General features: G+C 65.2%; 17 protein-coding genes and 2 tRNA genes. 3 read left to right on the top strand and 16 right to left on the bottom strand.

What is annotated here, in order from left to right:
• Positions 1-18 precede the first annotated feature (18 nt).
• The 4 genes from rpmI to G453_RS0106090 form a co-directional block, all read right to left on the bottom strand.
• Positions 19-216: a 50S ribosomal protein L35 gene (gene rpmI, locus G453_RS0106105; RefSeq protein ID WP_027190337.1), complete on the bottom strand. Its 198-nt coding sequence runs from the start codon at positions 214-216 to the stop codon at positions 19-21.
• An 82-nt stretch (positions 217-298) separates the two neighbouring features.
• Positions 299-829, bottom strand: a complete 531-nt coding sequence (gene infC / locus G453_RS0106100) for a translation initiation factor IF-3 (RefSeq protein WP_027190336.1) — start codon at positions 827-829, stop codon at positions 299-301.
• Complete coding sequence (thrS, locus tag G453_RS0106095) at positions 813-2,750, bottom strand: threonine--tRNA ligase (RefSeq protein WP_027190335.1); 1,938 nt, start codon at positions 2,748-2,750, stop codon at positions 813-815. The genes infC and thrS overlap by 17 nt, the downstream gene beginning before the upstream one ends.
• 56 nt (positions 2,751-2,806) lie before the next feature.
• Positions 2,807-2,881 (bottom strand) — tRNA-Val (locus G453_RS0106090).
• A gap of 277 nt (positions 2,882-3,158) precedes the next feature.
• On the opposite strand from G453_RS0106090, the gene G453_RS0106085 reads away from it, so the two are divergent.
• Positions 3,159-4,451 carry a hypothetical protein gene (locus tag G453_RS0106085; RefSeq protein ID WP_027190334.1) on the top strand — a complete coding sequence of 431 codons (1,293 nt, stop codon included), beginning with the start codon at positions 3,159-3,161 and terminating at the stop codon, positions 4,449-4,451.
• A 130-nt stretch (positions 4,452-4,581) separates the two neighbouring features.
• On the opposite strand, the gene G453_RS0106080 is transcribed toward G453_RS0106085, so the two are convergent.
• Positions 4,582-6,399, bottom strand: coding sequence for a PAS domain-containing sensor histidine kinase (locus G453_RS0106080; RefSeq protein WP_027190333.1), 1,818 nt, complete (start codon positions 6,397-6,399; stop codon positions 4,582-4,584).
• A 288-nt stretch (positions 6,400-6,687) separates the two neighbouring features.
• On the opposite strand from G453_RS0106080, the gene G453_RS22660 reads away from it, so the two are divergent.
• Positions 6,688-6,927 (top strand): hypothetical protein, encoded by a 240-nt coding sequence (locus tag G453_RS22660; RefSeq protein WP_043644689.1) that lies wholly within the window; start codon positions 6,688-6,690, stop codon positions 6,925-6,927.
• A gap of 114 nt (positions 6,928-7,041) precedes the next feature.
• Here the strand turns inward: G453_RS22660 and G453_RS0106065 are convergent, their stop codons facing one another.
• The 8 genes from G453_RS0106065 to G453_RS0106030 form a co-directional block, all read right to left on the bottom strand.
• Positions 7,042-7,542, bottom strand: a complete 501-nt coding sequence (locus G453_RS0106065; protein ID WP_027190332.1) for a hypothetical protein — start codon at positions 7,540-7,542, stop codon at positions 7,042-7,044.
• Between the two features lie 88 nt (positions 7,543-7,630).
• A complete protein-coding gene (locus tag G453_RS22655) occupies positions 7,631-8,914 on the bottom strand; it encodes a DUF1624 domain-containing protein (RefSeq protein WP_169725298.1) in 1,284 nt (427 codons plus the stop codon).
• A 157-nt stretch (positions 8,915-9,071) separates the two neighbouring features.
• Positions 9,072-10,913 (bottom strand): ABC-F family ATP-binding cassette domain-containing protein, encoded by a 1,842-nt coding sequence (locus G453_RS29100; protein ID WP_027190331.1) that lies wholly within the window; start codon positions 10,911-10,913, stop codon positions 9,072-9,074.
• Between the two features lie 35 nt (positions 10,914-10,948).
• Positions 10,949-14,401, bottom strand: coding sequence for a PAS domain S-box protein (locus G453_RS26065; RefSeq protein WP_051271824.1), 3,453 nt, complete (start codon positions 14,399-14,401; stop codon positions 10,949-10,951).
• A 222-nt stretch (positions 14,402-14,623) separates the two neighbouring features.
• Positions 14,624-15,529 carry a PEP-CTERM sorting domain-containing protein gene (locus tag G453_RS0106045; protein WP_205620051.1) on the bottom strand — a complete coding sequence of 302 codons (906 nt, stop codon included), beginning with the start codon at positions 15,527-15,529 and terminating at the stop codon, positions 14,624-14,626.
• Positions 15,530-15,990: 461 nt separating this feature from the next.
• Positions 15,991-18,246, bottom strand: a complete 2,256-nt coding sequence (locus G453_RS26060) for a PAS domain-containing protein (RefSeq protein ID WP_027190329.1) — start codon at positions 18,244-18,246, stop codon at positions 15,991-15,993.
• Entirely contained in the window at positions 18,243-19,148 is a 906-nt protein-coding gene (locus G453_RS0106035; RefSeq protein ID WP_169725297.1) for an ABC transporter substrate-binding protein, read from the bottom strand. Before G453_RS0106035 ends, G453_RS26060 begins: the two co-directional genes overlap by 4 nt.
• A 488-nt stretch (positions 19,149-19,636) precedes the next feature.
• A tRNA-Leu gene (locus G453_RS0106030) sits at positions 19,637-19,723 on the bottom strand.
• 142 nt (positions 19,724-19,865) lie between these two features.
• Here G453_RS0106030 and G453_RS0106025 point away from each other — a divergent pair.
• Positions 19,866-20,807 (top strand): bifunctional riboflavin kinase/FAD synthetase, encoded by a 942-nt coding sequence (locus G453_RS0106025; RefSeq protein ID WP_027190327.1) that lies wholly within the window; start codon positions 19,866-19,868, stop codon positions 20,805-20,807.
• Between the two features lie 337 nt (positions 20,808-21,144).
• Here G453_RS0106025 and G453_RS0106020 read toward each other — a convergent pair whose 3' ends face one another.
• The 3 genes from G453_RS0106020 to G453_RS0106010 all read right to left on the bottom strand — a co-directional run bounded on the left by G453_RS0106020 (position 21,145) and on the right by G453_RS0106010 (position 23,542).
• The gene (locus G453_RS0106020; protein WP_027190326.1) at positions 21,145-21,744 is read right to left on the bottom strand and encodes a MarC family protein; all 600 of its coding nucleotides are present in this window, start codon (positions 21,742-21,744) and stop codon (positions 21,145-21,147) included.
• Between the two features lie 220 nt (positions 21,745-21,964).
• Entirely contained in the window at positions 21,965-22,303 is a 339-nt protein-coding gene (locus G453_RS0106015; protein WP_027190325.1) for a P-II family nitrogen regulator, read from the bottom strand.
• A gap of 15 nt (positions 22,304-22,318) precedes the next feature.
• Positions 22,319-23,542: an ammonium transporter gene (locus G453_RS0106010; RefSeq protein ID WP_027190324.1), complete on the bottom strand. Its 1,224-nt coding sequence runs from the start codon at positions 23,540-23,542 to the stop codon at positions 22,319-22,321.
• Positions 23,543-23,658 lie beyond the last annotated feature (116 nt).

Genomic DNA, 23,658 nt, shown 5'->3' with positions numbered 1-23,658 from the left:
CCCCAACACGCCCGCGCCTTACGCGTAAGGCAGCAGACGCCTGACCGCGCCCTCGTTGGCCGAGTCCACGATGGCCGAGGTAGACAGCGAGCGCTTACGCTTGGCGGTCTTCTTGGTCAGGATGTGGCGCTTGTTCTGCTTGCGACGGCGGAACTTGCCGGTGCCGGTGGTGGTGAAGCGTTTCGCCGCGCATTTATTGGTCTTGATCTTGGGCATGTGATCCTCCTGAAAATACGGCCCGCCCCGGATTTCCGGGACGGGCTGCGAGCCTTAGCCCGCGGAAATAGTATATATGCGCCTATGGCTTCTTTTTCACGGTGGGGGCCAGCATCATGTTCATGATGCGTCCCTCGAACCGGGGCTCCTGTTCCACCTTGGCCAGGTCGCCGAGATCCACCACAATGCGCGCCAGGATGGCGGCGCCACGGTCCTTGTGGACAACTTCGCGGCCACGGAAGAACACGGAGACCTTGCAGCGGTCGCCCTCTTCCAGGAAGCGGCGAATGTGCTTGAGCTTGGTCAGGTAGTCGTGTTCGTCGGTCTTGGGCCGGACTTTGATTTCCTTCACAAGGATGACGGTGGACTTCTTCTTGGCTTCCTGCTGCTTTTTCTGCTGCTGATACTTGAACTTGCCGTAGTCCATGATTCGGCAGACAGGGGGATCGGCTGCGGCGGCGACTTCGACAAGGTCCAGACCCTTTTCCTGGGCCAGTCGAAGGGCTTCGCTGGTGGGGATGATACCCAATTGCGAGCCGTCGTCAGCGATCACCCGCACCTCGCGGGCGCGGATCTGATGATTGCAGCGGGCGGTGTCACTGGCAGAAGATATAGCGCATTCCTCCTCGTTTGAATGGGGCCTGGCAGTCGTCCAGGATGGCCTGAATGACCTCGTCCACTCCCTTCAGTCCCAAATTCTCGCCCGAACGCAGGCGCACGTTGACGCCGCCCTGCTCAAGCTCCTGATCCCCGATGACGAGCATGTAGGGGACCTTCTCCAGTTGAGCCTCGCGCACCTTGTAGCCCAGCTTCTCGTTGCGCGTGTCGGCCTCGACGCGGATGCCCGCGTCGCGCAGCCGCTCGTATACGAGGGCCGCGTGGGCGTCATGGGCTTCGGTGACAGTCAAAATACGCGCCTGCACCGGTGCGAGCCACGTGGGGAAAGCTCCGGCCGTGTGCTCGATCAGCACACCCATGAACCGTTCCACGGCACCCAGCACGACGCGGTGCAGCATCACGGGCCGGTGCTTTTCGCCATCCTGACCGGTGTATGTCAGGTCGAAGCGTTCCGGCAAGGTGAAATCGCACTGTATGGTCGCGCACTGCCACCGGCGATCTAAAGCATCCTTGAGTTTGATGTCAATCTTGGGTCCGTAGAACGCGCCGTCGCCCTCATTGATGGTGAAGGGCATGTCGATGGCCTGCATGGCCTGGGACAGCGCGCTGGTGGCCAGTTCCCACGCCTCGTCGGACCCGATGGACTTCTCGGGACGGGTGGATAGCTGGGCTTCGAACTCGAAGCCGAACAGGTCCAGCACGTCCTTGACGAAATTGATGATGGCGATGATCTCGTCCTGCAGCTGGTCCGGGCGGCAGATGATGTGCGCGTCGTCCTGGGTGAACTGGCGCACGCGCAAGAGGCCGTGCAGCACGCCGGACTTCTCGTGGCGGTGCACCACGCCAAGCTCGAAGTAGCGCAGGGGCAGGTCGCGGTAGGAGCGCAGGCGCGACTTGTAGATCAGCATGTGCGACAGGCAGTTCATGGGCTTGACGCCGTAGGCCTGCTCGTCGATCTCGGTGAAATACATGTTCTCGCGGTAGTTCTCGTAGTGCCCGGAGCGCTCCCAGAGGTCGCGCTTGAGAAGCTGCGGGCCCTGGACGATGCCGTAGCCCCGGCGCAGGTGCTCCTTGCGCTCGAAGTCTTCCAGGATGGTGCGCACCAACGCGCCCTTGGGATGCCAGATCACCATGCCCGCTCCGGCCTCGTCGGAGAAGCTGAACAGGTCCAGCTGGGTGCCCAGGCGGCGATGGTCGCGCTTCTTGGCCTCTTCCAGGCGGTGCAGGTAGGCCTTGAGCTCCTTGGGGTCGGCGAAAGCCGCGCCGTAGATGCGCGACAGCATCGGGCGCTTCTCGTCGCCGCGCCAGTAGGCCCCGGCAACGTGGGTGAGCTTGAAGGCCTTGAGGAACCCGGTGGAGGGCACGTGGGGTCCGCGGCACAGATCCACGAAATTTCCCTGAGTGTACAGCGAGACGCCGTCGGAGGGGATGGCCTCCAGCACCTCAAGCTTGTACTCCTCGCCCATGCCCTTGAACACTTCCGCAGCCTCGGGCTTGGTGGCGGCGCGGCAGGTGAAGGGATGGTTTGCGGCAACGATCTTCTCCATCTCGGCCTGGATGGACTCCAGGTCGTCGATGGTGAAGGGGCGCTCGTAAGCGAAATCATAGTAGAAGCCGTTCTCGATGGCCGGGCCGATGGTGACCTGGGCGGTGGGGAACAGCTTTTTCACGGCCTCGGCCAGCACGTGGGCGGTGGAGTGCCGGATGACGTCCACGCCTTCGGGGCTGTTGGCTGCGATGGGAGTAAGTTCGGTGCAGGTATCGGGAAGAGGGGCGGACAAATCCAGAAGCGCCTCGCCGCAGCGAGCCACTACCGTGTTCTTGTAGGCCTTTCCGGAAAGGGCTTTGGCAAGCACCTCCCCGACCGACTGACCGGCCTGGGCCTCGACGATTTGATCACCGACGCGAATATTCACGCTGTCGCTCCCTGCGCGTCAAAAAAAGGGAGGCTGCGCCTCCCTGTGGGGTCGTGTGGTAGGACCGGGGAGATTTGAACTCCCGACCCCTTGCGTGTCAAGCAAGTGCTCTCCCCCTGAGCTACGGTCCTACACGGGCAAAACGAAGGGTCTGTTTATGCTTGGGCTCAAAACTTGTCAAGCGCCAACATTCTTTTCCCAGCGCTTATTTCAACTTTTCTTCGCGGCCTGCCCCGCCAGACGACAAGGCTTGTCGGCCACCCCATGACGCGGATGCGCTTATGCCCGGAAGACGCGACAAAAGCTAGCCCCCCGGATGACCTTTCCCTCAACTTACGGTAAAGTAGGCCCCGTCTCTCCATCGGCGCCAAGCCACGGCTGATCCGAACCATTTTACGGAGGCACCCCATGGACCAGGCTCATCCCCCGGGATTACGCGATCTCCTCGACTATCCCCTGATCTCGGCCCTGCTCGGACGCCGCTCCCGCCGTTTCGGCCTGGGCATGGAAATCCCCGACGGGATCTTTGCCCACAAGAGCAGCCAGCCTCCAAGCCCCCTCTCGGAATTGGAGACCATGCTGGTGACCACGGCCTGCGGCGGAAACACCAGCTGGCACCACATGCTCTTCCGCGCCGCACCCTACGCTCCCCGGCTGTCCAATTACAGCGCAGCGGCGGGGGGGCGGACCTTCCCCTCGGCAGCCGGGTTCGAGACCAGCCAGACCTTCTTCACCGACGACACCGGGGTCTACGTCCTGGACACCCGCGACGCCCCGGCCTGGGCCGAGCGCGGAGGCGACGGAAGCCTGGACCTTGAGGCCATGCTCGAAGCACACCGGGGCCGCGTGCGCAAGCTCCAGGACGCCCGACTGGGCGTTCCCTGCGAGCCCCCTTTCATAGAGCCCCACAACACATGGGTGGTGAACCGGCCCGGCACCCTGCTGGTGATCCCGGTGGGCGATCTGTCCCAGCACGTGCTCCTGGCGCTGTGCTACTACCTGCAGAACGGGGTGGTCTTCCAGGACGACGTCAACCGCCGGCCCATCCCGGGGTTGGAAGCTTACCGGGACCTGGCTGACGTGGACCATCCCATGCCCCTGAGCTTCCTGGAGCAGTGGTGCCTGGGCGAGCTGACCTCGGAGCTGGCATGCTCCTGCTACGCCGGGGCGCTGCTCCTGCAGGCCATGGGTCTTGGAGGCTGGGTCTTCAACGGCATGGACCCCTTCGCGGTGCTGGGGGCCAGCGGCGATCCCCGCGCGCCCGGACTGGGGTTCCGTTTCGACACCGACGAGCGCTGGCCGCTGCCCAATCCCACGGGGCTTGCCGGGGTCATGGAGGGTTTCTGCCCGCCCCACCACCCCGACATGCGCGCGGCTGTGGAGGCGGTGTGCGAGCGCAAGTTCGGCCCCGGTGGCCCCTTCCACCCAGACACCCCCGGCCCTTGGAAGGATTCCCCGGCCGTTCGCCGCGCGGCGGCGGCGCACGACGAGCGCTTCAGGGCCTGCGTGGCCATGCAGGCCCAGTACGTCTTCGACACCTTCGGCAAGTTCCCGGGCACCGCCCCCAGTATCTTCTGCCTGCCCTACCTGCAGGCCTTCCACCTAGACACGGAGTTTTATGACAGGTTCTTCAAGCCGGGCGCGTACCTCGACACCCACGCCAACCACATGAAGCGCTGGCATGGCGGCAAACGCCCCTGATGCAGCGCGCCGGACGACGGCGATCTGATGTCCGGCGGCAGGCAATCCGTACCGCCCGGAGCGGTTCATGAACCGCAGGAGTGTCTCGGGGATGCAGACGGCAGCACTCAGCAGCGACCGCGCGGGAGTCTCAGGCCGCCTCGTCGTGTTTCACAGGCAGGCTGACGGTGAACACGCACCCCGCGCCGATCTGCGAGTCCAGGCGGATGTCTCCGCCGTGGTCGTGCATGATGCGGTAGCACACGGCCAGCCCCAGGCCGGTGCCGCGGTCCTTGGTGGTGTAGAACGGATTGAAAACCTGCCGGGCCTGCTCGGGCGTAAGCCCCGGCCCGTCGTCGCGCACTTCCACCTCCACCATGCCCTCGCGCAGACGGGTGGACAGCGTGACCTGCCCGCCCTGGGGCATGGCCTCGGCGGCGTTCTTGATGAGGTTCAGGAGCACCTGGCGCATCTGGGACGGATCATGCGGCGTGGGCGGGATGGTCTTGTCCAGGTTGGAGGTCAGCGTCACCCCGCGCGAGGCCAGGTCCGCCTCCATGAGCATGGCCGTCTCCCACACCGTGGCGTTCACGTCCCCGGACGTCAGTTTGGGGGGGGCGGGACGGGTGAAGTCGCGCACTTCCTCCAGCATGGTCTCCAGGCGCTTGGCCTCCTCTTCGATGAGCCCGAGCTTCTCCGCCTCCTTCCCCTTCTCGGGCAGCGTGCGGCGCACCTGCCGGGCAAACCCGCCGATGAGCATGAGCGGGTTCTTGATCTCGTGGGAGATGTGCGCGGCTGCCTCGCCCACGGCGGCGAAGCGCTCGGAGCGGATGAGGCGCTCCTGGGTCCGCAGCAGCTCCTGGAGATTCTGGCGGAGCTTGTCGCGGGCTTCGCGGAGTTCCGTGGTGCGCGCCTCCACCTCGGCCTTGAGGCTGGCGGACCAGCGGAAGGCGAAGAACATGGTCACGCCGAGCCCCAGGAACACCACAACCTGGAAGGCGGCAACCATGAGCATCTCGCGAAGAGCCGCCTTCCCGATAATGTCCTCCACCTCGTCCACGGGAGCCACCACCGCCACGCCCCAGCGCACAGGCGGGCTCTGGTCCGGGGCGATGTCCACCGGGGTGAAGGCGATGAGTTTCTTGACCACGCCCACCTCTCCCCGGTGCCAGCCGGAGATGTACCAGTCCACGCCCTCTGTCCCGGTCATCATGAGGTCGCGCATGATCCAGTCGATGCGGTCGAAATCCACGCTGGGGTCGCGCTGTTTGCGGACGCTGAAAGCGTCGCGCGCGATGAACTGCTCCACGTGGTGGTCCAGGAAATAGCCGCGCTGGTCCAGCACCCAGGCGTAGCCGGTGCGCCCGGAGCGGACGTCGTGGGCGTAACGCCAGGCCACGGCCTGCACGTCCACCACCAGGAAGACCACGCCGGGCTGGTCGGTTCCCGCCTCGGCGGGCCAGTGCCGTGCCGCCATGCGCAGGATGGTCCTGCCCGCGAAGGGGCCGCTCTCCGGGGCCTCCACTGGCCCCACCAGCACCTCGCGGGCCAGGTCGGCCCCGCGCGCCCAGCTCAGGAACGGACCGTAGTCCAGCACGGGCGACCCCCTGAGGAGGCCCTCTTCATTATAAAGCGCCACCGCCTGGCTGCCAGGGGACACATACCCGATGGCCAGCACGTCGCTGAAGCGCAGAATCTCCTGGAACGGCGGCAGCGCCCGCTCAGGCGAGCCCATGAAATCGGGATGCTTGCGCCAGATGCTGGTGAGTTCCAGCAGGCTTGCCCGCAGGAAGGCGAAGTGCTGCCCGATGTCCTGGGACACCTTTTGGGCGAGGATGAGCTGCTGGCGGTTGAACTGGTCCGTGGCCACCGCCTGGAGCTCGCTCTGGGCGCGCAGCCCCAGCTGCCACATCACCACGCCCATGAGCAGCAGTGCGGTGGTGGCGATGATGACGAACTTGCGGGTCATGCGGCTCCCTGGAGAGGCTTGCCGGAGGGGCGGACAGTCCGCCCTCGCGCGGACTCCCGGCGGGTCTTCGCTGGAAGACTATCCCAGATGCGCGCAAGGGGCAACGGGTGGGAGTTATTCCTTGTGTCGCGTCGGATGCGCCGGACGAACTTGATCGAGCCGGGCGTCAGGCGTAGAAGGCGGCCATGAACACCGACACCCTCCTCTCGCGCGCCGATGCCGTCTTTGCCCTTTCGGGCATGGCCTTTTACGTGCTGGCCCTCACCTGGCTGTGAACCGGAGCGACCCATGCGAACAAAGCCTCTCATCGTCCTTGCCGCAGCCGCGTTTCTGCTGTGCGGCTGCGGAGGCAGGGAGAAATACACCAAGGCCGACGCGGAACTGACCCAGGAAGAGCGGGACTATGACGAGTGCGACTGGGAAGCCTCGCGCTCCGTGGGATCGACCGTCAAGGACGGCGACCGCATTGAGCGCATCGAGGAGCTGGTGGACAAGTGCATGAGGGCCAAGGGATACCGGAAACGCTAGCCGCGCCCGGAGTGGCGTTCATGATAAACATGACCATGTTTTCATGAACAAACTGTCTGCTTCTCCTGCGTTCTGTTCAATGGTTCTTTATGAACGCATTGCAAGAACGCCGCGCTAGATCAGCTTGTTTCCCCTGAGCCAGGCGTATCCGGCGCTGGTGACGACGTAGCCCTTCACCATGTCGTGCTGCTTCTGCTTGATCTTGACCTTGGCCGCCAGCCCCAGTTCGTAGGCCTCCATGAGGCTCTGCTTGGAGTGGTATTTCAGCAGGTGGGCCTTGGGCACGGCCTCCTCGGTGTAGGACAGGCGCGTGCGCAGATAAATATCGCGCAGGAGCAGGTCCATTTCCGCCACCGGAGGACACAGGAGTTCCTCGTGGCTGGCCAGACGCCAAAGCTGCCCGCCCTGGGGAGTGAGGCGAAGCCCCTTGATCCGCTGGCTGAAGGACTTCAGCTTGACCTTCTCCAGGATATCGTCCCGGATGAGGCCCTTCAGGACGTCTTCCCGGAAGCCCACCAGATACTCTTCCGGCGTTATGCCTTGATATTTCGATATGTTGCCGAACTGTTCGACGATTCGCAGCACGGCATGTTCCGTCTCGGTGAATTCACGCACGCCACACCTCCAGGCCCGGTTTCCCCACGGGGGTCGGGTCTCAATTACGGTGGCGCGGTTACGATTGGATGGCGGAGCAAATCCTGTCCTACAGAAGAGAAGCCCACCTGCCGGACCTGCCGGACGCCCGCCAGGCTCCATAAGCCCGACACGCCGGATACAACGCCGCCACACAGGCCAGCCAGCCCAGATACACCCACCCTAGCCCCACGCCCAAGCCCTCTGCCGGGCGCGAGACATAGGGCGAGGTCCACAGCCAGTCGGCATGCCCGTGCCGCACATACGCGACGCCGATGCCAAGCGCATGGAGCGCGAACAGATGCGTCACGTAGAAAAACAGCGGGACGCGCCCGAACACCGCAAGCCGCCTCCCCAGCCATCCCCAGGGGAGCTCGGCAAGGGCCAGCAGCAAGCCCGACAACCCGAGGGTCATCAGGAGAAACACCGTCGAGGGTGGATATTTCGTCACATGAAGGAAATCGAACAGGGTGCGTTGCGCCTCCCCGTGCACGAACCAGGGGTTCGTCTCGCCGAAGCCGCCCAGAAGCCGCAGCGCTGCGAACAGGGCCAGGCACGCCGCGCCGCCCCAGGCCAACACCCGCGCCCTGCCCGCCGCAGGGGCGGCCCACAGACTCCCAGCCGCCATTCCCAGGACCATGAGCCCGAACCAGGGCAGCACCGGATAGGCAACTTCGACGGTGATGCCCCTGCCAAGGGAGAAGCCGCCTCCCTCATGCAAGAGTATCCACATCCGGTACCAATCGCCGAGATCGGCCGGGACGATGGGGTTCAGCAGGTTGTGCCCGAGGCAGACGGCCAGCCCGAAGACTATCCGTGCCCAGTCAGGGACGTATACGAACAGGGCGCACGCGGCCATGCACACCCCGAGCGCCCAGATCACCTGGAGCAGGAAGACGTCTCCGGCACCGCCGAAATACCAGCCCTCCCGGACCAGGGTCAGCTCAAGGAGCACCAGGACCGCCCCCCGGGCAAGCAGCATGAGGGCCTTTTCGCCGCGTCCACGGCCATGCTCCAGGGAGAGCCTGATGGATACCCCTGTCAGCAGCACGAACAGCGGCGCGCAGATGTGCGTCACCCAGCGGGTGAAAAAGCGTAGCAGGTTGGTGGATTCAGGATGCAGCGTGGCCAGCAGGTCCGGGCCGGAGGCCAAGAAATCCCGCCCATGGTCCAGGGCCATGAGGACGATGGCCAGCCCCCGGACGACGTCCAGGCTGGTGAGGCGGCGGGTGATGGTTGGTCCGCCGGACGGCTGCTCACCCGGACTCCGGGAAGGAGGCCCTGAGGCAGACTCGTCCAGGGGGCTACCCGATGAGTTCCGGGATGAGCCGCTTGCGGCATGATGAAAGCGCATGGCCGCCACCATACAGGAAAGATCCCCTGGAAGCAGCACTTTACAGGACCACGCGAACGAGTCTGCACGCGGTGCACGCTGTACCGGAAAGCGGAACGCCTCAGGAGGGTCGGGCCAGCCGAAGGTTCAGGACGCGATGGGCTTCAGCGGATGGACGTCACGAGTCTGACGGAGCCAGCTTCTCCTCCAACTCGGCCCAGCGGGCGTAGAGGCGGTCCACCTCGGCCTGGGCCTCCTGCTGGCGGATCAGCCGCGCCTGCAACTCGTCGTGCCGGGCGGCCACGGCGGGGTCGTTCAGGGCTTCGTCGCAGGCGGCAAGCGCGGCCTCGGCCTGGGCGATGGTCTCCTCCATGGAGTCCCACTCGCGCTGCTCCTTGTAGGTAAGCTTCTTCTGCGCGGGCTTGGCCGGACGGGCCTTGGCCGCCGGGGCGGCCTCCCCGTCCGCCTGAGACTTGGCCTGGGCCTGGGCTGCCGCCTTGTCCATCTCGCGCCGCACCTCCTCCCACTGGGCGTAATCGGCCAGGGCCACGGTGCCGCCCTGCCCGTCCAGGCCCAGGATCACCGTGGACACGGTGTCCAGCAGGTAGCGGTCGTGAGTGATGAGCACCACCGCGCCGGGGAAATCCGACAGGCTGTCCTCCAGGACCTCCAGGGTGGGGATGTCCAGGTCGTTGGTGGGCTCGTCCAGCAGCAACACGTCCGCCGGGCGCAGCATGAGCCGCGCGATGAGCACCCTGGCCTGCTCGCCGCCGGAGAGGAGGCCCACCGGCAGGTCCAGCTGGTCGGGCCGGAAGAGAAAGCGCTTGGCCCAGGAGGCCACGTGGATGGAGCGGTCCCGGTAGACAACGGCGTCGCCGTGGGGCGCGAAGGCCCGCCTCAGGCTCTGCTCCTTGTCCAGCTGTTCGCGGTTCTGGTCGAAGAAGGCCACCTGCAGGGCGGGCGCTCGGCTCACCTTGCCCGAGTCCGGCTTTTCCTCGCCCGCCAGCAGGCGCAACAGCGTGGACTTGCCGCTGCCGTTGGCCCCCACCAGCCCCAGGCGCGTGCCCGGAGACAGGACGATGTCCAGGTTGTCGAACAGGGTGCGTCCGCCCAGGGCCTTGCCCACGCCCTCGGCCACCATGAGGCGCTTGGTCTGGCGGGCGGTCCCGGCGAAGTCGATCCCGGCGCGCTCGGTCAGGGCGTTGCGCTCGCGGGTTCCGGCCAGCTCCTTGATGAGCCGCCCGGCCTCGTCGATGCGGGCCTTGGCCTTGGTGGTGCGGGCCTTGGGGCCGCGCCGCAGCCACTCCACCTCGCGGCGCACCTTGGAGGCCAGCGCCTGCTCGAGCCCCGCCTGGGCGGACAGGAAGTCCGCGCGCTTCTCAAGAAAGACGCTGTAGGGGCCGTCCACGCTCAGGAAGCCCTCGGGGTAGGCGTGGTCCAGGTCCACGGTGCGGTTGGTGGCGTTCTCCAGGAAATATCTGTCGTGGCTGATCACCACGTAGGCGAAGCGCGCGCCGCGCAGGAGCTTCTCAAGCCACAGCACCGAATCCAGGTCCAGGTGGTTGGTGGGCTCGTCCAGCAGCAAAACGTCCGGCTCCTGCACCAGGGCTCTGGCCAGGGCCAGGCGCTTGCACCAGCCGCCGGACAGGCTCCCGGCCAGCACGGAGGGATCGGTGAAGCCGGTCTTGCTGAGGGCAGTTCCGGCGCGCGCGTGCAACTCGGCGTCCGGGATGCCCGCGCCAAGCAGCGGCTCGGCCACCACGTCCTCCACGGTGAGCCCCGGCGCGAAGGTGTCCTCCTGGGCCAGATAGGCCAGGCGGGCCTGTCGGCGCAGGGTGCGCTCGCCGGAGTCCGGCGTCTCGACGCCCGCCAGGATGCGCATCAGGGTGGACTTGCCGGACCCGTTGGCCCCGATGAGGCCGATGCGCTCGCCCTGGTGGATGGTGAGCGAGATATTGTTGAAGAGGTTCCGGGCTCCGTAGGATTTGGCGACGTCGCGCAGGGATACGATGGTGCTCATGGCGAGAGGGTTCTTAGTGCATCGCCCGCGCCGCGTCAAAGCGCCGGGGCAGGGGGCGGGGAAAGCGCCTGCGACTCTGCGTCCAGCTCCGCTTCGATCCGCGATGCCAGCGCCGCCAGGTCACTGGCCAGACAGGCCGCCGCCTGCGCGTCGCCCGATTTGCACGCGGCCTCGAAAGCGGCGGACGGCTCCTGCAACGCCTCCAGGCCCATGGCCATGAAGGTCCCCTTGATGTCGTGCGCGGCCCTGGCCGCCTGCTCCATTTCACTGCGGGCCATGTAGTCCTGGGCCTGGGCCAGCCTCTCCCGGAAGAAGGCCAGGGCGTCACGGATCAGGGGCTTAAGCTTCGGGTTGACCGGCGCCGGGCCGACAGGCGCTGTCGCGGCCTGGGTCCGGACTCCGGCTCCCGGCCCTGTTCCCGGCCTGACGCAGGAATAGCGCTCAATCGCCGACTGCAAGGCGTCCAGGGTCACGGGCTTGGAGAGGTATCCGTCCATGCCCGCCCTGAGAAACCGCTCCCGGTCACCGGCCATGGCGTAGGCGGTCAACGCCAGGACCGGCAGGCGCGCGGCTGATTCGCCGCACTCGCCGGAGCGCATCCTGGACACAACCTCCACGCCGTCCAGCCGGGGCATCTGCACGTCCATGAGCACGAGGTCGAAGGCGTTGGCGCGCAGGAGCTCCAGCGCCTCCAGGCCGTCGGCCGCCACCTGGGGGGCGTGCCCCAGCGACGCGAGGAAGGACTCGAACACGTGCCGGTTCACGGGGTTGTCCTCGGCCACCAGCACGGAAAGCGGGCGGTGCGCCTCGCAGAGGGGCGCGGTCGGGGCTTCCTCCAGCGCGACGGCCTCCCCGGCCGGATCGAACCGGGCGGTGAAGTGGAACGTGCTGCCCTGCCCCGGCGAGCTGTCCACCCAGACCCGCCCCCCCATGAGGGACGCAAGCTCGCGGCAGATGGCCAGACCCAGCCCAACTCCCTGGTACTGTTTTGAGAATGTCGAATCTGCCTGGCGGAAGCTGTCGAAGATTACTTCGCGCATCTCCGGGGCGATGCCGATGCCGGTGTCCGCCACCCTGAAATCCAGCTCCACCGCCTCGCCGGGCTGTGCGGAGACAACGTCCACCCCCAGGACTATGCCCCCCTGCTCGGTGAACTTGGCGGCGTTGCCCACCAGGTTTCCCAGCACCTGGCCCAACCGCAGCGGATCGCCCAGGAGGCGCACGGGCACACCCTGCGGCAACTCCAGTTCCAGCGAGAGGTTCTTCTCGCGATACATCACCCGGTAGGGCGTCAGGACCTCCTGCATCACCTGACGCAGGTCGAAGGGCCTGCGCTCCAGTTCGAGCATGCCCGCCTCCACCCTGGAAAGGTCCAGCACGTCGCCCACGATGCCCAGCAGCGACCGGGCCGATTCGGCGATCATTCCCAGGTTGGCCGAGGTCACCTTCGGGTCGGCCACGCGCCTGCTGAGCTCGGTCAGCCCCAGGATGGCGCTCAGGGGGGTGCGGATCTCGTGGCTCATGTTGGCCAGGAATTCGCTCTTGGCCCGGCTGGCGGCCTGGGCCGCCTCGTGGGCGGCGCGCAACGCCTCTTCGGCCTGCTTGCGGTCGGAGATGTCCTGGAGAGAGCCGTAGAGCCGCACGCAGACGCCGTTCTCATGGACGGCGCGCCCGATGACCCGCACCCAGATGGGGCGGCGTTTGAGGGTGAAGCCCTGAAGCTCCAGGTCGAAGGGGTCGCCGTGGACCACTGCGCGCTCCAGCGCGCGCTCGAGCACGGCGCGGTCAGCGGGGGGATAATAGTCCAGATGTTCTCCGGGGCCGGGGGGAGTGTCACCCTCGCACTCCAGGATGGCGAAGAGTTCCCTGGTCCAGCGGCCCACTCCGGTGACGAGGTCGTGCTCCCAGCCGCCGACCTTGGTGAACCTGCCTATCTCATGAAGGAAGGCCTCGCTTCGGCGCAGCGTCTCCTCGATCTGCTTGCGTTCGGTGATGTCCAGCACCGCCCCGAACACCCTCAACGACCCGGATTGGGAATCACGGTCCACATCTGCGCCGTAAACCCGCAGGGTGCGCACCTCGCCGCCGGGGCGCACGATCCTGCACTCGAACGGGCCGGGCCTTTCCCCGGCCACAACCCCGGCCAGCCACTCCTGGTGCACCGTGCGGTCGTCCAGATGCACGCGGGCAGCGATCGCATCCAGGCTGAGGGGAAAACTCTCCCTGTCGACCCCGAAGATGCGGTAGGTCTCGTCGGACCAGCGCACCTCGTCCTGCTCCAGACCCCAGCTCCAGCTGCCCAGATGCGTGATGGCCTGGGCCTTGGCCAGGTCGGCTTCGCTCCGCCTGAGCGTCTCCTCCGCGCGCTTTTGCTCGGTGATGTCGATGAACATGGCGAACGAGCCCTGGAACTCTCCCGATTCCGAATGCAGGGGAAGCGCCGACAGGAGTGTCCAGATTCCCGTGCCGTCGAAGCGGCGCAGGCGGCGTTCATAGCGTTCGTGGATTCCCTTGCGGCGGTTCTCGACCTTCTGGCGGATGGCCTCGATGTCCTCGGGGAAGCCGAACTGCTCAACAAAAGCGCCGACGATCTGCTCCACGCTGCCGCCGAGCATGTCGGCGAGGCGCTGGTTTGCGTAGGTGATGCGGGTCTGGGCGTCCATGACGAAGATGCCTTCGTTGGCCGTGGCCACGTACATGCGCCAGCGCTCTTCACTCTTGCGCAGCGTCTCCTCTATCTGCTTGCGCTCGGTGATGTCCACGTTCATGGCCAGAGACCCAAGGATGCGCCCGCCGTCCCGTATGGGCGCGGCAATGGTGTCGAAGGCGCGCATCTCGCCCTGGCGCACGAAGGTCATCTCCCTGCGCACGATCTCCCCGGACAGGGCGCGGGTGTTGTTCTGCTCCCACTCCGCGATGGTTTGCGGCGGCGCGGGAAGATCAGCCGGTCGCTTGCCGGTGGCGTCGCCCCAGAAGTTCTTGGCGTTGGTGTTCAGGAGAATGTAGCGCCCCTGGCGGTTGAGCGCCCAGAAGTCGAAGGGGAGGCTCTCGATGACGCTTGAAAGCATGGCCCGGCTCTGGCGCAAGGCGGCAATGGCGTCCTCGCGCTCTTTCACGAGGTCTTCCAGCGCGACGGCCTGCCCGGCCTTGGTCTGCGCGGAGTGCAGCGTCCTGGATACCCAGCAGACCAGCACGCCGCTGGAAGTAAAGACCGCCATGGCCAGCCAGTCCTGCAGGTCCAGGGAATAGGAATGCCCCCCCATCTGGATGAGCAGGGCGCACAGGGCGGAAAGCAGGGTGGCCAGCAGGCCGGGGCCGACGCCTCCGTACAGGGAGGCGATCATCACGGCGGGAAAGAACGTCACATAGGGGACGCGCGTGCCGAGCGCGCCGAGAAACAACACCCGCACGCACGCCGCGAGCAGCACGATAAGTACGGCCAGTACGTACCGGTTGCGGATACGGCGAAGCGGCGCTGTCCAGGCCATGGGGTATGCTGCTCCTGGGGAAAGGGGCTGCCGTCGCCGGGCTGCGACCGTCCGGGGAAGGCATGCTGGTGTGCCGTCCAACGTACTGAAGAGAGGCGCGTCCGTCCAGAGGGACTGTATGCGGGGCGGGTTCAGGCGCGACACAAGCCGTCGGCCATGCAAACGCAAAGCCGGGGAGCACCTGTGGGTGTCCCCGGCTGTTGGAGAGGTCCTTTCAGAAAGCTATTGCGGCTTGCGCATCCGCCGCCTGGCCACGGCCACTCCGGCCAGGCCCAGGCCCATGAGCAGCATGGTCGCGGGTTCGGGGACAGCCGAAACGGTCGAGACCCGGCCGGAGATGAAGAGCTCCTCGCCGCCGCCGGTGTTGCCAGCCACGTTGAAGAAGAAGTCGATGTAGTAGCCCTGGTTATCGTACAGGGTCAGGTCCATGGCCGGGGAGTAGGCGAAGAAGTCGGCCTTTCCGCTGCCGTTGCTGGAAGGAATAGGCCCAATGATGGGAGTGCCGCTATAGGGGAACTGCACTTCCGTTGAAACCGTCACGAAGGAAGTCGGGTCGTAGGCGTTGTTTCCGGGAAGCGGCGAAGCGCCGGGCACCACCAGATTGGTGTTGTCCATGGAGAACTGCGCGATCATCGTGCTGCTCTGTCCGCCGGGGGCTCCGTCCCAGATCCTGGCCTGGCCGGTGATGAACAGGTCGGTATTGTTGTTGAAGTCGAACACGAAGACCGGAATGTTAATATTGGACCCGAACGTGCTGTGCAGATAATCCCGCAGGGTGTCCACAAGGATCGGAGCGTTTGTGCCGCTTCCGTCACCCCAGGTTCCGGACCACGCGGAGGGGTTGCCGTTGGGGATCTGGAACGGAACGGGGAATCCGGCGTTCAGGTTGTGATTGTTGAGGGCGTTGTTGAAAGTGAAGATGGCGATATCCTGTGTACCGCTGCCTGTTGAGTAGTCGAAGCCCTGGTAGCCGAGGGCGGTCAGGATCTGGGCCGAATACGTATAGAGCATGTCGTTGCTTATCGCGTAGACTTCCGGATTAGGAAGGACGACCGCCCGGGCATAAGTCGCGATGTTCAAGGAACAGACCAACGCGCACGCCACCAGTATCAATTTCGCTCTTTTCATTCTCTGCCTCCGGAGTTGGGCATCTCGCCCGTCGCTTCCCTTGAGAGGGGCGTACACGCCAAGCCCCGCCATAGCCGATCACCCTCCCAAGCAATAGGCATACCAAATGTAGAAACGGGAAATAACCTGAATATCTGATACTTAAGATCCGGCCTTGGGGCAGCAAACAGATTTATGTCAAGTAAATCGACAGTAAGAACTTCCCAATGTAAAGAAATGATTCAGTCATTTATGCCATTCTAGACACAACACAAACACCTGGCGCTTTGGAGTACGCGCGCAAGCGCATGCTTTTGCATGGACGAGCCACGGATGTGGGCTGATCAGCCTGGGATGGACTTGGCTGCGGGAGCGCGATGGGAAGAAGCGCCGTTTGCGCTGCGGCTGATTCACGATGAAAGAGCCCGCCGACATCATCGGGCGGGACACCGGAAGAAACGCTGGTCCGGATGCTCTGCGCGTCAGGCCGGGAGCTTCACCACGAAGCGCGTGCCGCCTTCCGGGGGCGTCTCCAGCTCGAAGGCTCCCTGATGGTTGTTGGCCACGATGAAGTAGGACACCGACAGCCCGAGCCCCGTCCCCTCGCCCACGGGCTTTGTGGTGAAGAACGGCTCGAAGATTCGTCCACGCTGTTCCTCCGGAATGCCGGGGCCGTTGTCCTGGACGCCGATGCAGACGTGGCCGTCGCAAAAGCTCGTGCGCAGCATGATCCTGGGAGGCGCGCCGTCGCACGTTCCCACGGAGAGGGCCTGGGCCGCATTGCGAAGAAGATTGACCAGCACCTGCTCTATCTGCGGCGCGGAGCAGCGCACCTGGGGCAGGTCCCTGGCGTAGTCGCGCACAATGGCGATGTGGCGGAAATCGTATTTCTTCTTCAGGTCATAGTCGGCGGAGGAGAGCTCCACGCTTTTGTCCAGCAGGGTGTTTACGTCCACCAGGACCTCTTCCGAGGTGCTTTTGCGGCTGAATTCCAGCATGTCCCCCACGATGCGAGCGGCCCGGACCGCGGAATCGCGCATGGACTCGACCATCCCCTTGATGTCGCGCCTCTTGGCGAACTCGCGCAGGGCCTCGAGCGTGCAGCCGGACGCCAGGGCGGCCTCCCGGTTGGCCCGGGAGTCGGACGCGAGGCGCGACAGGACCACCTGGGCGCTCTGGATGATGCCGCTCAGCGGGTTGTTGATCTCGTGGGCCATCCCCGCCGCGAGGCCCCCGACCGAGAGCATCTTCTCGGACTGGACCATCATGTCCAGCATGTGCCTGCGCTCGGTGATGTCCGTGTGCGTGCCCACCACGCGCAAGGGTTCGCCGTCAGGCCCCCACGCCACCACCCGCCCCCGGCTCAGAACCCATTTCCAGCTGCCGTCCTTGCAGTGCATGCGCACTTCCATTTCGAACCCGACGCCGCTTTGCATGTGGCTGCGCACAGTGTCCTGCGCGCGGACCACATCCTGAGGGTGCAGCAGGGAGCGCCAGGTCTCGTAGTGGGAGGGGAGTTCTCCTGGCTCGTAGCCAAGCATGCTGAACCAGCGGGCGCTGAAGTAGGTGAGCCCGGACTCCACCTGCCAGTCCCAGAGACCGTCGCTCACCGCCGCCAGGGCAAGGTCGAGGCGCTCCTGGCTTTCCCTCAGGGCGGCCTGGGCGGCCTCGCGGCTGGCCGCTTCATCGCTCAGCTTCTGGAGCGACCCCACCAGCCGCGAGGTCATGTCGTTGAAGCTATCCGCCAGCTGCTGCGTCTCGTAGAGCCCTTCGCCCCGCGCCCTGGCAGACAGGTCGCCGTTGCGGATGGCGCGGGCCGTGTCGGTGAGCATGGCCAGGGGTGCCATCAGACGCTGCCTGGCCGCATAAGCCGTCGCCGCCGCCAGCAGCAGGCCGCCTGAAAACACCAGGAGATAAATCCCCACGGAATGAAAATACGGCTTCATGGCGTGCTCTGCATCCAGCACCGCCACGGCGGTGAAGTCTTGCCCGCCGATCTCGGTGGAATAGGAGCCCGTCACAACCTTGCCCCCCTGAGGACCGAACTGAATGCCTGGAGCGTTGACCGGGGCGTAGGTGATCCCGGCCAGCACGGTGCCCATGTTGGGCGCCGCCACCACGCGGCCGCCCGACGTGATCAGCACCTGCTGGTGCGGGAGCACGGAGAGCTCCCGGGTCAGATCGTGCAGCAGGGAGAGCTTGAGCGTGCATGCCGCCACGCCCTGGACCTTTCCCGAGCGGGGATCAACGAACGGCACGAACAAGTCCATGAGCGGCTCGTTGACGTCCGGGTCCACCCGCGCCAGCGAGAACATGGGGACGGCGCTGGATACGGCGTCCTGGAAGCTCTTGTTTGCGGAATAATCGCGGCGCTCCTGGAGCGAGTGGGCCTTGAAAGCCCCGGCCCTGGCGAGCTGCATTCCCTGCGCGTCGAGCAGGGCAACCTCCCGAATTGCCGACTCGAAGGCCAGGAATTCCATGAGGTTGTCGGCCATCTCGGCGGGCGTCAAGGCGAAGAGGTCACGGAAGCGCCCCAGGGAGAGGGCGTCCTGGGCTACCCGGCCCATCTCGCGGGTGAGGCGCGATCCGGCGTCCGCCGCCAGACTGGATGCGTACCGATGCTCGTTCTCCAGCTGGTTCGCATACCCCTTCCAGCCCAGAAGCAGGCCCAGGGCCAGCATGGGGGCCACCGCGACCCCAAGGAGCATGATGAACAGGAGCGATCCCAGCCGGTTCATTGCTGCGGCTCCTCCGGCCTGAACACGTAGTGCGTCTGCCGCAGTATCGAGTCCGGAACGTCAAGGCCTATTGCCTGCGCCGTGCCCAGGTTCAAAAACAGGAAATCCCGCGCGGTCTCCACGGGCACGTTGGACACATTCGTGCCCATGAGCACCTGATGCGCCATGGACGCGGACTGCCTGCCTATCTCCCTGCCGATGAAGCCGTAGCCGGTCAGCACGCCGTCCTCCACCTGGTCCAGCCGGGGCGTGGACATGGGGATGCGGCGGCGCACGGCCAGGTCGTTGAAGGTCTTGTAGTGCGACATGACCATGGCGTCGCGGGGAAGGAACACGGCGTCCGCATCCGCGGGGATGATCGTATCCAGGTCCTCGGGCGTGTCGTGCTCCCGCATGGGGACCGGCTTGATGCTCACCCCCAGTTCCTTCGAACACCGCCCGAGCTGTTCCAGGGAGGCCTGGGCGCTCACGTCGGCGGGATTGTAGGGCACGGAGACGACGCGCATGCCGGGGCGCAGCGAGACGAGCGACTGGAGCCTGCGCCCCTCGCTCGGGGCCAGGCCGACTCCGGTGACGTTGGCCTCGGGCCGTGCAAGATTCTCCACAAGTCCCGCCGCGACGGGATTGTTCACTGGAGCGAAGATGACGGGAATCCCAAGCGGGGCGGCTGCCTTCCGGGAGGCCATGGCAGCGGGGGTAGGCGACGCGAACAGCAGGTCCGGCTTGGCTGCCAGCACCTCGCGCACGTTCTCGGCGAGCGTCCGGGCGTCAGAGGCGGCTTCGGGGTATACGTAGCGCACGGAAACCCCTTCCACCCAACCCAGAGCGGCCATGCCTTCCTTGAAACCGTCCACGGTTTCCACGTTGTTGGTGGTGAACAGCACGATTCCGACCACGCGCACGCGCGGGCTGTCATCCCGCACAAGAAACCAGGCAACTGCCAGTGCGGAGCAAACAACGAAAAGACTGACAACTTTCTTGATCATAACAGCCTGTCGGGGGTGCTAAAAGACCGCATTCATCCGCCGAATCGTTCTATAAGGAATACGACAGCAAGACGTTTTGGTCCAGATTGTTTTCGAGGCCCATTACTGCATCGGGCCGACCGGGCAGGTCAGTTGACTTGTCCGGAAGATTCGCGCCGCGGCCGGCTGCGGCACGGAAGGGAGATTCCTGTCGGCACGGAACCTCCCGCCCATGAGGGCTCTCGGGTGAACGCCGGAGGAACAAAGCCGGTGCAGTTACCCTGAAAAGGAGGCCCTGTGTGGAATTGCGGGACAGTGATCCGTCTCCCCGGACCTAAACGGACTGTACTGGCAGGAGTTGTGAGAAATCCAGTCTTTATAAAAGCAGAAAGGCCGGGCATTTCTGCCCAGCCTGTTGCTGTCGATGGTGCCGAAGAGAGGACTCGAACCTCCACGGAGTTGCCCCCACTAGACCCTGAACCTAGCGTGTCTACCAATTCCACCACTTCGGCACGTCGTCGGGAGAGTCGTATCTAGACTCAACCTCGTCGCTTGGCAAGCACTTTTTTCAGTTTCCTGAAAATTTTCCGGAGTTGAACCCTCCGGCTCTTTGCTGTAGCGTGTCCCCCGCCCCTTCGGCCCACCGGAAAAACCATGATCGTAGCCCGTACATTCGACGACCTCGAAGGCGTCCTGACCAGCTCCTGCCTGACCATCGGCAACTTCGACGGCGTGCACCTGGCCCACCAGAAGCTCCTGCACCGCGTGCGCGAACGCGCCAAGGTCCTGAACGCGGTCAGCCTGGCCGTCACCTTCGAGCCGCATCCGCGCCGGGTGCTGCTCGGCAAGGAGGCCCCCCCGCGCCTGACCACCCCTGACGTGAAGCTTGAGCTGATCGCCGAGTGCGGCATCGAGGCCTGTCTGGTGTTGCCCTTCACCCGCGCCTTCGCGGCGCTGGAGCCGGAGGAGTTCGTGCGCGACTGCCTGGTGCGCGACCTGGGCATGAAGGAGCTTATCATCGGCCACGACTGGGCCTTCGGGAAAGGGCGCAGCGGCGACTACGCCACCCTGGGCAAGCTTGGCCGCAGCATGGGATTTCTGCTGGAACGCCTGGGCCCGGTGATGGTGGAAGACGCGGTGGTGAGCTCCACGCGCATCCGGGACATGCTGCTTTCTGGCGACGTATGGGACGTTAAGCCGCTTTTGGGCCGCTTCCACAAGGTGCGCGGCGAGGTTATTCACGGCGCGGACCGGGGCGGCAAACTTCTGGGCTTCCCCACGGCCAACGTGGACGCGCGCGATCAGCTGCTGCCCAAATCCGGCGTATACGCAGTATGGCTCTCCAAGGGCGAGCAGACCTGGGCGGGGGTGGCCAACATCGGCACCAACCCCACCTTCGGCGGCGACCACCTGAGCCTGGAGGCCCACATCTTCGACTACTGCGGGGACCTTTACGGCAAATCCGTGGACCTGCACTTCGTGCAGCGACTGCGCAGCGAGAAGAAGTTTTCGGGCATCGAGGAGCTCAAGGCGCGCATCACCGAGGATGCGGCCCTGGCCCGGCGCATCCTGGAAGAGCCGGAAGCCGGGCTGTAGCGCTGCGACTTCGGGACGCGCACGTTCACGAGCCCGCCCCCGCAATCACCCGCATCCTGAACATCGTCCCAGCATTCCAGCGTTCCAGCGTTCCAGGCCCAAAAGAGACCGCTCCAGCACCAACACAGCCTGGAAACGCAGACCTATACGGGTTTCCAAAGGGGCTCGCCCCTTTGGCCGCCGGAGGCCTTCTTCCGACACCTTTCCCTCTCCCTGCCGTCTCCCCTTGCCCTATCGACACCCTTCCTTCTTCCTGCCGCTTCCCCTCGCCCTATCGCCTCTCTGCCCTTTCCCTGCCCGCAATGCAGCTTTCGGTCTCAGCCATTCCCGCCTCCCCCTACTTCCCCGCCGCGTGGGCGGCCAGAAAGTCGGCCACGCCGGTCAGGGCCATCTCCACGGCGATGGCGGTCAATATCATGCCCATGAGCCGCTCCAGGGCGACCATGCCGCGCTTGCCCAAGAGCTTCTCAAGCTCCACTGACAAGAGCAGCACCAGCCCGGTGGCCAGCCAGGCGCAGACCAGCGCCAGAAGCCAGTCCGCCCAGCGCGAGGGCTCGCCGCTGGCCATGAGCATCACCGTGGCCAGGGACGACGGCCCGGCCACGTAGGGGATCGCGAGCGGCACCACCAGAGGCTCGGCGTGCTCCTCCTCCACTAGGTCGTCGTGGCTGGGGAAGACCATCTTGATGGCGATGAGCAACAGCACGATGCCCCCGGCGATGCTGAGCGACGGCCCGGAGATGCCCAACAGTTTCAGGAGCTGCGGCCCGAGAAACAGGAAGAATACCAGCACGCACAGCGCGATGACCAGCTCGCGCGCGATCACCCGGCGCTTTCGCTCCCGCGGCACTTTTTTCAGCACCGAGACGAAGAACGGGATGTTCCCCAGGGGGTCCATGACCAGAATCAGCAGGATGATGGCGGATGCAAGCGTCATGGGGGCAGTCTAGCGCAATCGGCATCGCAAGCAAACACACGGCGCGCAAAGAAAGAGGGCGTCGCATGTGCGACGCCCCCGGCGTTTGCTTTCTTCTTATAATGAAGGGAAGGCTTAGTGCGTGGCTACCAAAGCAACTTCACACGATTTTCAAACCTAAACCAAGAGAACCATTTAATTTATTTTTGAAAAACATTTCATGTTTTTCAAAAACGCGACACTAGATGGCGTCGTGCCCGGTCTCTCCGGTGCGGATGCGCACGATGTCGTCCACGGGCATCACGAAGATCTTGCCGTCGCCTACCTGCCCGGTGCGGGCGGCCTTGGTCACGGCGTCAAGCACGGCGGCGACGCGCTCGTCGTCGATGACCACCTCGATCTTGACCTTGGGCACGAAATCAACCTGATACTCGGCTCCACGGTAGATCTCGGTGTGGCCTCGCTGGCGTCCGAATCCCTTCACCTGGGTGACGGTCATGCCCAGGACGCCCATGGCGGTCAAAGCCTGCTTCACGTCCTCCACGATGTGGGGGCGCGTTATGATCTCGATCTTCTTCATGGCCCGAATCCTCGCTTATTCGCTGTAGGCGGCTTCGTTGTGTTCGGCCACATCCAGGCCGATGCCTTCGTTGTCCGGCGAGACGCGCAGGCCCATGAAGGCGTTGACCAGCTTGAGCACCACGTAACTCACCGCAAAAGCATACACTCCCACGATGGCGATGCCAAGGGCCTGGACGCCAAGCTGGGCCGCGTTGCCGTAGAACAGGCCGTCCGCGCCGTTGGGGTTGACCCCCTTGGTGGCCAGAAGACCGGCCATGAGCGTGCCGATCACGCCGCCAAGGCCGTGGATGCCCACCACGTCCAGGCTGTCGTCGAAGTGCAGCTTGGATTTGAGCACCACGGCCCAGTAGCAGCAGAACCCGGCGGTCAGGCCGATGAGCACGGCGGAGTTGGCCGTGACGAACCCGGCAGCCGGTGTGATGGTGGCAAGGCCCGCCACCGCGCCTGAGGCCGCGCCAAGCGTCGTGGGCTTGCCCTGGTAGAACCACTCCACCACGGTCCACATGGCCATGCCCGCCATGCCGCCCAGGTGCGTGGCCACGAAGGCCGACCCGGCAACGCCGTCGGCGGCCAGGGCGCTGCCCGCGTTGAAGCCGAACCAGCCGAACCACAGGAGCCCGGTGCCCAGAAGCGTCATGGGCAGGCTGTGGGGGAAGAACTGACGCCTGCCGTGGTCCTTGCGGGGCCCGATGACCATGACCGAGGCCAGCGCCGCCGCGCCGCAGGTCAGGTGCACCACGATGCCGCCCGCGAAATCCAGCACGCCCATGGCCTTCAGGAACCCGCCGTTGCCCCACACCCAGTGGCACACCGGGTTGTACACAAGCACCGCCCAGGCCACGCTGAACACCACGAAGGAGCTGAAGCGAACGCGCTCGGCGAAGGCTCCGGTGATGAGCGCCGGGGTGATCACCGCGAACATGCACTGGTAGATCATGAACACGGCGTGGGGAATGGTGGGCGCGTAGTCGGGGTTGGGGGCGGCTCCGACGCCTGCGAGCCCGGCCCAGGAGAGGTCGCCGATGATGCCGGACACGTCGGGGCCGAAGCTCATGGAGTAGCCCAGATAGACCCACTCGATGGTGACGAGCGAGATCATGATGAAGCTCTGCATCAGGGTGCCGAGCACGTTCTTGCGCCGGACCATGCCCCCGTAGAACAGGGCCAGACCGGGCGTCATAAGCAGGACGAGGGCGGCGCAGATAAGGATGAACGCGGTGTCACCGGCCTGGATCATGGGTGGGCCTCCTGGGAAAGGGCTGATCGTCGGAATGGGGATGCGCAGGCGTAAAAAAACGGGCACCCGGTGCTCGTTTTTGCGCAGGACGATTTCCCTTGGTGCATCACAACCGC

The organism is Fundidesulfovibrio putealis DSM 16056 (assembly GCF_000429325.1).
In the GTDB taxonomy this organism is placed as follows: domain Bacteria; phylum Desulfobacterota; class Desulfovibrionia; order Desulfovibrionales; family Desulfovibrionaceae; genus Fundidesulfovibrio; species Fundidesulfovibrio putealis.
This window is presented reverse-complemented; position numbering and strand designations above follow the sequence as displayed.